The organism is Angustibacter peucedani (genome assembly GCF_054779595.1).
In genome coordinates this window covers 21542-31249 of sequence record NZ_BAAGXY010000029.1, presented here as the reverse complement: position 1 = coordinate 31249, position 9708 = coordinate 21542, and the positions used below count along the sequence as shown (strand labels likewise).

General features: G+C 73.0%; 8 protein-coding genes and 1 pseudogene. 6 read left to right on the top strand and 3 right to left on the bottom strand.

The genetic code is table 11. The annotated features are described in order from the left end of the window. Positions 1 to 306, bottom strand: a pseudogene (locus tag ACYVJ4_RS07105) (alpha/beta hydrolase); the annotation flags it as partial. Between the two features lie 46 nt (positions 307 to 352). Here ACYVJ4_RS07105 and ACYVJ4_RS07100 point away from each other — a divergent pair. Both ACYVJ4_RS07100 and ACYVJ4_RS07095 read left to right on the top strand, forming a co-directional pair. Continuing rightward, a complete protein-coding gene (locus ACYVJ4_RS07100) occupies positions 353 to 733 on the top strand; it encodes an OB-fold nucleic acid binding domain-containing protein (protein ID WP_460459413.1) in 381 nt (126 codons plus the stop codon). After that, positions 730 to 1398: a DUF3159 domain-containing protein gene (locus ACYVJ4_RS07095; protein WP_460459412.1), complete on the top strand. Its 669-nt coding sequence runs from the start codon at positions 730 to 732 to the stop codon at positions 1396 to 1398. The genes ACYVJ4_RS07100 and ACYVJ4_RS07095 overlap by 4 nt, the downstream gene beginning before the upstream one ends. Here the strand turns inward: ACYVJ4_RS07095 and ACYVJ4_RS07090 are convergent. Then, on the bottom strand, positions 1395 to 2090 hold the full coding sequence (locus ACYVJ4_RS07090; protein ID WP_460459411.1) for a potassium channel family protein: 696 nt from the start codon (positions 2088 to 2090) through the stop codon (positions 1395 to 1397). The two genes, ACYVJ4_RS07095 and ACYVJ4_RS07090, sit on opposite strands and share 4 nt — an antisense overlap. Before the next feature lie 10 nt (positions 2091 to 2100). Next, positions 2101 to 2763 (bottom strand): potassium channel family protein, encoded by a 663-nt coding sequence (locus ACYVJ4_RS07085; protein ID WP_460459410.1) that lies wholly within the window; start codon positions 2761 to 2763, stop codon positions 2101 to 2103. Between the two features lie 113 nt (positions 2764 to 2876). Between ACYVJ4_RS07085 and ACYVJ4_RS07080 the strand changes: the two genes are divergently transcribed. The 4 genes from ACYVJ4_RS07080 to acnA all read left to right on the top strand — a co-directional run bounded on the left by ACYVJ4_RS07080 (position 2877) and on the right by acnA (position 9620). Next, positions 2877 to 4931, top strand: coding sequence for an APC family permease (locus ACYVJ4_RS07080; protein WP_460459409.1), 2055 nt, complete (start codon positions 2877 to 2879; stop codon positions 4929 to 4931). 62 nt (positions 4932 to 4993) lie between these two features. Beyond that, entirely contained in the window at positions 4994 to 6304 is a 1311-nt protein-coding gene (locus tag ACYVJ4_RS07075; protein WP_460459414.1) for a class I SAM-dependent RNA methyltransferase, read from the top strand. A gap of 8 nt (positions 6305 to 6312) precedes the next feature. Further along, positions 6313 to 6744, top strand: coding sequence for an acyl-CoA thioesterase (locus ACYVJ4_RS07070; RefSeq protein ID WP_460459408.1), 432 nt, complete (start codon positions 6313 to 6315; stop codon positions 6742 to 6744). An 80-nt stretch (positions 6745 to 6824) separates the two neighbouring features. After that, positions 6825 to 9620 (top strand): aconitate hydratase AcnA, encoded by a 2796-nt coding sequence (gene acnA, locus ACYVJ4_RS07065; RefSeq protein WP_460459407.1) that lies wholly within the window; start codon positions 6825 to 6827, stop codon positions 9618 to 9620. Positions 9621 to 9708: the final 88 nt, after the last annotated feature.

The window sequence follows — 9708 nt, the reverse complement described above, 5'->3', positions numbered from 1 at the left end:
GGCCGGCCCGGTCCAGGCGGGCGCGACGAGCAGCAGCCCGGTCAGCGCCGTCGCCCCCGCTGCCACCCGGTCGCCCGCCGCCAGCACCGCGGCGTGGGCGCCGAGCGACACCCCACCCAGCCAGACGTCGTCCGCCCCGCGCGCGGCCTCGAGCAGCGCGCGGCGCACCACCTCGACGTCGCCCGTGACGTCGTCGACCAGCACGACCTCGCGCCCGGTGGACCGCACCGCCGCGCCCAGCGCCCGCTCGACGAAGTCGGGGTCGGAGCCGCTGCCGTGGGCCAGGACGGCGAGGGGTCGGGGCACGCCAGCAGTGTGCTGCACCGCCCACCCGCCCGGTTACCCTGGACGTATGGGAGAGCACCGCGGACGGCTGCGCTCGGCGCTGCACCGGCTGTCGAGCTCGGACGAGACGCTCGAGGCCGAAGACCTGCGCGAGACCGCGGACAAGTTCGGCGGCACCCCCGTGCAGGAGCTGCCCGACCGCCAGGCCGCCTGCGTCTGCGGCACCCTGAAGTCGGTCACGCTGCGCCCGCGGGCCGGCGTCCCGGCGCTGGTCGCCGAGCTGTACGACGGCTCGGGAACGCTGTTCGTGGTGTGGCTGGGCCGTCGTCAGATCCCCGGCATCGACCCGGGCCGCACCATCCGCGTGCGCGGGCGCGTCGCCCAGCGCGAGGGCCGTCCGGTGATGTTCAACCCGCGCTACGACCTGCTGCCCGGCGGCCCCGAGTGACGCTGCTCGGGCACGTGCCCGAGGGCGCCACCACCGTCGAGGAGGTCGTGCGGCACCGGCTGTCCGAAGGCGTGGGCGGCCTGCGCGGCTCGGTCGAGGCGGCCCTGCCCACGGTGGCCTTCGTCGTCGTCTGGACGGCGACCAAGGACGTGCGGACGTCGCTCGTGGCCGCCGCGGCGTGCGTGCTGGTCGCGCTCGGCCTGCGGCTGGTGCAGCGGCAGACCCCGAAGTTCGCGCTCAGCAGCCTGGCCGCCCTCGCGATCGCCGCGTTCTTCGCGCTGCGCAGCGGCAAGGCCGAGGACGCGTTCCTGCCCGGCATCCTCTACAGCTGCGCGCTGCTCGCCCTCAGCCTGCTGTCCGTCGTGACCCGGTGGCCCATGCTCGGCTTCGTCGTCGGCGCCGCGCACCCCGAGGACCCGCTCTCGTGGCGCTCGCACCCGGGCATCGTGCGGCTGTGCCAGCGCCTGACGCTCGTGCTGTCGGCGCTCTACGCCGTGCGCGTCGCGATCATGCTGCCGCTGTACCTGGCCGGCCACGTCACGTCGCTCGGCGTCGCCAAGGTCGTGCTGGGCTGGCCGCTGTACCTGCTGGCCGTCGCCGCCATGGGCGCGGTGCTGCTGCGCGGTCGCACCCCGCTCGACCCGCAGGACCAGGCCGAGAGCTAGTCCCGGTCGCCGTCCGCGTCGCGGTGCGGGGCGTGGCCGGGGGAGAGCAGCTGCTCGAGCGCCTGCTCGCTCTCGGGCACGGTGAGGAACAGCAGCTCGTCGTGCGCCTCGAGCGCGTCGTCGCGGCTGGGCGCGATGGGGCGGTCCTCGCGGATGATGCCGACGAGCACGCTGTCGGGCGGCCACGTGACGTCGCCGACCCGGGTGCCGGCGTACGGCGAGTTGTCGGGCAGCGTCATCTCGACCATCGTCGCCCGGCCCTGCTGGAACTGGAAGATGCGCACCAGGTCGCCGACGCTCACGGCCTCCTCGACCAGCGCCGTCATCAGGCGCGGCGTCGAGACCGCCACGTCGACGCCCCACGCCTCGTCGAACATCCACTCGTTCTTGGGGTTGTTGACGCGGGCGACCGTGCGCGGCACGCCGAACTCGGTCTTGGCGATCAGCGAGACGACGAGGTTGGCCTTGTCGTCGCCCGTGGCGGCGACGACGACGTCGCAGCTCTCCAGCCCCGCCTCGCGCAGGTTGCTGATCTCGCAGGCGTCGGCCAGCAGCCACTCGGCGGCGGCGACCCGGCGGGTCTGCACCGCCCGCGGCTCCTTGTCGACGAGCAGCACCTGGTGCCCGTTGCCCAGCAGCTCGCGGGCGATGGAGCGGCCGACGCTGCCGGCGCCCGTGATGACGACGCGCATGGACGCCCTCTCAGTCGGTGGTCGGAGCGGCGTCGAGGGTGGTCTCGACGTGCGGGAGGTCGGCCTCGGACACCACGACGTGCAGCAGGTCGCCGTCCTGGAACACGGTCTCGCCGGTGGGCACGAACGCCTCGCCGAGCCGGGTCAGGTAGGCGACGCGGAACCGCGCGCCGTCGGCCATGTCGTCGACCCGGCGTCCGACCCAGCCGGTGTGCACCGGGATCTCGGCCAGGACGACGTTGCCGCTGGGGTCGCGGAACAGCGGGGCGGCACCGGCAGGCAGCAGGCGACGCAGCATCTGGTCGGACGTCCAGCGCACGGTGGCGACCGTGGGGATGCCGAGCCGCTGGTAGATCTCGGCGCGGCCCGGGTCGTAGATGCGGGCCACGACGTTCTCGACGCCGAACGTCTCGCGCGCGACGCGCGCGGCCAGGATGTTGGAGTTGTCGCCGCTGCTGACCGCGGCGAAGGCGTAGGCCTGCTCGATCCCGGCCTCCAGCAGCGTGTCGCGGTCGAAGCCGACGCCGGTCACCCGACGTCCCTCGAACCCGGCGCCCAGGCGGCGGAAGGCCGTCTCGTCCTGGTCGATCACGGCGACCTCGTGGCCCTGCGCCTCCAGGCTGTGCGCCAGCGTCGAACCGACGCGGCCGCATCCCATGATCACGAAGTGCACGCCAGGCCTCTCTCGCTCGTCTGCGGTCCCCGGGCGCCCGGACGACGGCACGCGTCCGGCCCGCACGGGCGCACCGCACGCTACACGCAGGCGAGGGCCTAGCATCAAGGACCGTGCCACTCGCCGGACGCATCCTCAAGCGCCTCCTCGTCGGTCGCCCCCTGGGCAGCGACCGGCTGTCCGAGACGCTGCTGCCCAAGCGCATCGCGCTGCCCGTCTTCGCCAGCGACGCCCTGTCGTCGGTGGCGTACGCGCCGGACGAGATCTTCCTGACCCTGTCGGTCGCCGGCGTCGCGGCCTACGCCTTCAGCTGGAAGCTCGGCATCGTCGTCGCGCTCGTCATGGCCGTGGTCGTGGCGTCCTACCGGCAGAACGTGCACGCCTACCCGTCGGGCGGTGGCGACTACGAGGTCGCCACCACCAACCTGGGCAAGCGGGCCGGCCTCACCGTCGCCAGCGCCTTGCTCGTCGACTACGTCCTCACGGTCGCGGTGTCGATCTCGTCCGCGGCGCAGTACGCGGCGTCGGCGATCCCCGTGCTCAAGGGCCACGAGGCGCTCGTCGCCGTCATCGCGGTCGGCGTCATCACGGCGATGAACCTGCGCGGCGTGCGCGAGTCCGGCACGGCCTTCGCCATCCCCACCTACGTGTTCATGGCCTCGATCATCGGCATGGGGCTGTGGGGCTTCGCCCGCTACTTCTTCGGCGACCTGCCGCAGGCCGAGAGCGCGCCGTTCACGCTGACGCAGCACTCGCAGTACGAGGGCGGGCTCGTCACGCTGGCCGGGTTCTTCCTGCTGCTGCGCGCGTTCTCGTCCGGCTGCGCGGCGCTCACCGGCGTCGAGGCCATCAGCAACGGCGTGCCCGCGTTCAAGAAGCCCAAGAGCCGCAACGCCGCCACGACGCTCGCCCTGCTCGGCACGGTCGCGATCAGCATGCTGCTCTCGATCATCGTGCTGGCCCGGATCATGCACGTGCGGGTGGTGGACTCCACCGGCGCCACCGGAGAGCTGCTGCTGAACGGCCAGAAGGGCCGGCCCGGTCCCGGTGGTGCGCTGGTGTTCCCGGACGGCACGTCGTACACGCAGGAGCCGGTGATCGGCCAGCTGGCCAAGGCGATCTTCGACCACTTCTCGCCGATGTTCTACGTCGTGGCCGCGGCCACCGGCATCATCCTGGTGCTGGCCGCCAACACCGCCTTCAACGGCTTCCCGGTGCTCGGCTCGATCCTCGCGCGCGACGGCTACCTGCCCCGCCAGCTGCACACCCGCGGCGACCGGCTGGCGTTCAGCAACGGCATCGTGGCGCTCGCCCTCGCGGCGATCGTCCTGATCGTGGCCTTCGACGCCGAGGTCACCCGGCTGATCCAGCTGTACATCGTCGGCGTGTTCGTCTCGTTCACCACCAGCCAGATCGGCATGATCCGGCACTGGAACCGGCTGCTGCAGACCACGGTGAGCCGCACCGAACGCGCCCGCATGCAGCGCAGCCGGGTCATCAACTTCCTCGGGGCCTGCGTCACCGGCGTGGTGCTCGTCGTCGTCCTGATCACCAAGTTCCTGCTCGGTGCCTGGATCGCGATCGCCGCCATGGTCGGCGTCTTCCTGCTGATGCAGGGCATCCGCAACCACTACACGCGGGTGTCCGAGGAGCTGCGCCCGGACGACGACGGCTCGGACGTCGTGCTGCCGTCCCGGGTGCACGCGCTGGTGCTGGTCTCCAAGATCCACAAGCCGACGCTGCGCGCCGTCGCCTACGCACGCGCCACCCGCCCGAGCTACCTCGAGGGCATCAGCGTCAACGTCGACCCCGACGAGACCGCTGCGCTGCAGGCGGAGTGGGAGCGCCGCGGCATCCCGGTACCGCTGAAGTCGCTCGACTCGCCGTACCGCGAGATCAGCAAGCCGGTCGTCGACTACGTGCGCTCGATCCGGCGCAGCAGCCCGCGCGACGTCGTCATGGTCTACATCCCCGAGTACGTCGTCGGGCACTGGTGGGAGCAGCTGCTGCACAACCAGAGCGCCCTGCGGCTCAAGGCCCGCCTGCTGTTCACGCCCGGCGTGATGGTGGCCAGCGTGCCCTGGCAGCTGCGCTCGTCCGAGGGCACCGAGGACCGCTTCGAGGCGCCGGTCGCCGGCTCGGCCCGGCGCGGCAAGGGCGCGTCCTGAGCCCCCGCGGGCGCGGCCCCGGCGGGCGCGGACCCCGGCCGGCGCGCACGCGCGACGACGGGCTGGCGGGCACCGAGCTCGAGCTCGAGGTCGGCCCGGTGGCGCACGGCGGGTTCTGCGTCGCCCGGCACGAGGGCCGCGTGGTGTTCGTCCGCCACACCCTGCCCGGCGAGCGGGTGCGCGCCCGCGTCACCGAGGGCGGGACGTCGTCGCGGTTCCTGCGCGCCGACGCCGTCGAGGTGCTCGACGCCTCGCCCGACCGGGTCGAGCCGCGCTGCCCGGTGAGCGGACCCGGAGGGTGCGGCGGCTGCGACTGGCAGCACGCCGCGCTGCCGGCCCAGCGCCGGCTCAAGGCCGACGTCGTGCGCGAGCAGCTGCGCCGGCTGGCCGGGCTCGAGGTCGACGTGGAGGTCGAGGCCGTCCCGGGCGACGACGACGGCCTCGGGTGGCGCACGCGCGTCGTGCACGCCGTCACCGGCTCGGGCCGACTGGGGTTCCACCGCCACCGCTCGCACGACCTGGTCGCGGTCGAGACCTGCCCCATCGCCGACCCCCGGGTGCAGGACGTGGAGCGGGCCGCGCCGACCTGGCCGGGAGCGGCGACGGTCGAGGTCGTCACGTCGTCGGGCGGCGACGAGCCCCTGGTGGTCGTCGCCCCGGCCGGACGTCGTCGTCCACTGGTGCCGTCGTCCGCCGACCTGCCGGCGTCGGTGGCGGTCGCCGGACCCGACGGTCTCGACCGGGTGCGCGGGCGCACCTGGGTGCGCGAGGTCGTGCCGCGGGACGACGCCGAGCCGCTGCAGCTGCGCGTCACCGGTTCGGGCTTCTGGCAGGTCCACCCCGGTGCCGCCGCCACGCTGGTCGAGGCCGTGCTGCGCGCGCTCGACCCGCAGCCGGGGGAGCAGTGCCTCGACCTCTACGCCGGCGTCGGCGTGTTCGCCCTGGCGCTCGCCGGACGGGTCGGCGCGGACGGCGCGGTGCTGGCCGTCGAGGGCGACGAGCAGGCCGTCCGCGACGCGCGCCGCAACCTGCACGACCACCCGCAGGTCGGCATCACCTCCGGCCGCGTCGACCAGGTGCTGGCCGCCACCGCGGAGCAGGGGCTGACCGCCGACCTGGTCGTGCTCGACCCGCCGCGCGAGGGCGCCGGGCGGCAGGTCGTCGAGCAGGTCGTGGCGACCGGTCCGCGGGCCGTGGCCTACGTGGCGTGCGACCCCGCGGCGCTGGCCCGCGACGTCGCGACGTTCGGCGAGCTCGGGTACCGGCTCGACGACGTCCGGGCGTTCGACTGCTTCCCGATGACGCACCACGTCGAGTGCGTGGCCCGGCTGGTGCCGGTCCGAGGTGGCCAGGGCCCGACGTCCGGGGAATGATCGAGGACGTGCCCGACGCCGCAGCGCAGGAGCCGCCGTTCGCGTGGCCGTTCGAGGTGCGCTACCACGAGGTCGACGCCCTCGGCGTGGTCTTCAACATGTGGTACCTCGGCTACTGCGACGCCGCCCAGGCGGCCTTCTTCGCCCACCTCGGGACGTCGTCCGCGGACCTGAACGCCCAAGGGCTCGACGTCATGTTGCGGCACGCCGACGTGCACTGGACCGGCTCGCTCGAGGCGTTCGGCCGGGCCGAGGTGCGGGTGGGCACGGCGTCGGTCGGCCGCACGTCGCTGCGGCTGCGGCACGAGGTCGTGCGGCAGCCGGACGGCGAGGTGGTCTTCAGCGCCGAGATCACCTACGTGTGCGTCCGGGTCGCCGAGCGGGCGCCCGTGCCGGTGCCGGACGCCCTGCGGCAGGCCCTGCAGCGGCACGCCGCCTGAGCCGTGGAAAATATCTCGATATCAAGATACTGTGGTCGACGCGGCGCACGCGGGTGCGTCCGAGGGACGAGGGAGCAGCAGTGAGCCAGGACAGCTTCGGCGCCAAGGGCGCTCTGACCGTCGGCGACGACGAGTACACGATCTTCCGGCTGAAGGGGATCGAGGGCGCGGACGACCTGCCGTTCAGCCTCAAGGTGCTGCTCGAGAACCTGCTGCGCACCGAGGACGGCGCCAACATCACCGCCGACCACGTGCGCGCCGTCGCCGGGTGGGACCCCAGCGCCGAGCCCGACACCGAGATCCAGTTCACGCCCGCGCGCGTGCTGATGCAGGACTTCACCGGCGTCCCGTGCATCGTCGACCTCGCCACGATGCGCGAGGCCGTCAAGGAGCTCGGGGGAGACCCCGCCAAGATCAACCCGCTCGCGCCGGCCGAGATGGTCATCGACCACTCCGTCATCGCCGACGTCTTCGGCCGCGAGGACGCCTTCGAGCGCAACGTCGAGATCGAGTACCAGCGCAACGGCGAGCGCTACCAGTTCCTGCGCTGGGGCCAGGGCGCGTTCGACGACTTCAAGGTCGTCCCCCCGGGCACCGGCATCGTCCACCAGGTCAACATCGAGCACCTGGCCCGCACCGTGATGGTGCGCGAGGTCGCGGGCGACGACGGCACGACCGAGCGCCGCGCGTACCCCGACACCTGCGTCGGCACCGACTCGCACACCACGATGGTCAACGGCATCGGCGTCCTCGGCTGGGGCGTCGGCGGCATCGAGGCCGAGGCGGCCATGCTCGGCCAGCCGGTCTCGATGCTCATCCCGCGCGTGGTCGGCTTCAAGCTGACCGGCGAGATCCCGGCCGGCGCCACGGCCACGGACGTCGTCCTCACCATCACCGAGCAGCTGCGCGAGCACGGCGTGGTCGGCAAGTTCGTCGAGTTCTACGGCGACGGCGTGGCGGCGGTGCCGCTGGCCAACCGCGCCACCATCGGCAACATGAGCCCGGAGTTCGGCTCGACCTGCGCGATCTTCCCGGTCGACGACGTCACGGTCGAGTACCTGCGGCTCACCGGCCGCGACGACGCGCAGGTCGCCCTGGTCGAGGCCTACGCCAAGGAGCAGGGCCTCTGGCACGACCCGTCGCGCGAGCCGCGGTTCAGCGAGCACCTCGAGCTCGACCTGTCGACGGTGGTGCCGAGCATCGCCGGCCCGAAGCGCCCGCAGGACCGCGTCGCGCTGTCGGAGGCGAAGGCCAACTTCCGCGAGGTGCTGCCGGCGTACGTCAGCGCGCGCGAGGGCGACCAGACCCTCGGCGACTCGTTCCCGGCCAGCGACCCGCCCACCCCGGACTCGCACCAGCCCGAGAACGGCGCGCCCGCGCACGACGGCGACGCGAGCACCCGCCCGTCGCGGCCGACGTCCGTCTCGCTCGACGGGCAGGACGTCGAGATCGACCACGGCGCCGTCGCGATCGCCTCGATCACCAGCTGCACCAACACCTCCAACCCCTCGGTGATGGTCGGCGCCGGGCTGCTGGCCAAGAAGGCCGTCGAGGCCGGGCTGGCGCGCAAGCCGTGGGTCAAGACCTCGCTCGCCCCGGGCAGCAAGGTCGTCACCGGCTATTACGACAAGTCCGGCCTGACGCCGTACCTCGAGAAGCTCGGCTTCTACCTGGTCGGCTACGGCTGCACGACCTGCATCGGCAACTCGGGCCCGATCATCGACGAGGTCTCGGCCGCGGTGAACGACGCCGACCTCGCCGTCACCTCGGTGCTGTCGGGCAACCGCAACTTCGAGGGCCGGATCAACCCCGACGTGAAGATGAACTACCTGGCCTCGCCGCCGCTCGTCATCGCGTACGCGCTCGCGGGCACGATGGACTTCGACTTCGAGAACGACCCGCTGGGCCAGGACACCTCCGGCCAGGACGTGTTCCTGCGCGACATCTGGCCCTCGGCGGCCGAGGTCGACGAGGTCATCGCGAGCTCGCTCAACAAGGAGATGTTCACCCGCGACTACGCCGACGTCTTCGCCGGCGACGAGCGCTGGACCTCGCTGCCGACGCCCACGGGCGACACCTTCGAGTGGGACGGCGGGTCGACGTACGTGCGCAAGCCCCCGTACTTCGAGGGGATGCAGCAGCAGCCGTCGCCGGTGCAGGACGTCACCGGGGCGCGCGTGCTGGCCAAGCTCGGCGACTCGGTGACCACCGACCACATCAGCCCGGCCGGCTCGATCAAGGCCGACAGCCCGGCCGGTCGCTACCTGGCCGAGCACGGCGTCGAGCGGCGCGACTTCAACTCCTACGGCTCGCGGCGCGGCAACCACGAGGTGATGATCCGCGGCACGTTCGCGAACATCCGGCTGAAGAACCTGCTGCTGGACGGCGTCGAGGGCGGCTTCACCAAGAACCTGCTGACCGGCGAGCAGGACACCATCTACGACGCCGCGCAGGCGTACGCCGAGGCCGGCGTGCCGCTCGTGGTCCTGGCCGGCAAGGAGTACGGCTCGGGGTCGAGCCGTGACTGGGCCGCCAAGGGCACCGCGCTGCTCGGCGTCCGCGTCGTCATCGCCGAGTCCTACGAGCGCATCCACCGCTCGAACCTCATCGGGATGGGCGTGCTGCCGCTGCAGTTCCCGGACGGCGAGAGCGCCGAGTCGCTGGGGCTGACGGGGGAGGAGACCTTCGACGTCACCGGCATCACCGAGCTGAACGACGGCACGACGCCGCGGACGGTGAAGGTCGTGGCCCGCCGCGAGGGCGCTGCCGACGTCGAGATCGACGCCCGCGTGCGCATCGACACCCCCGGTGAGGCGGACTACTACCGCAACGGCGGGATCCTGCACTACGTCCTGCGCTCCCTCGTCGCGAGCTGACCCCGCCGCACCGCAGCACCGCACGACCCGCACGACCCGGCGCCCCGTCGTCCGAGCCTCTCCCAGGCCCCCGGACGGCGGGGCGCCC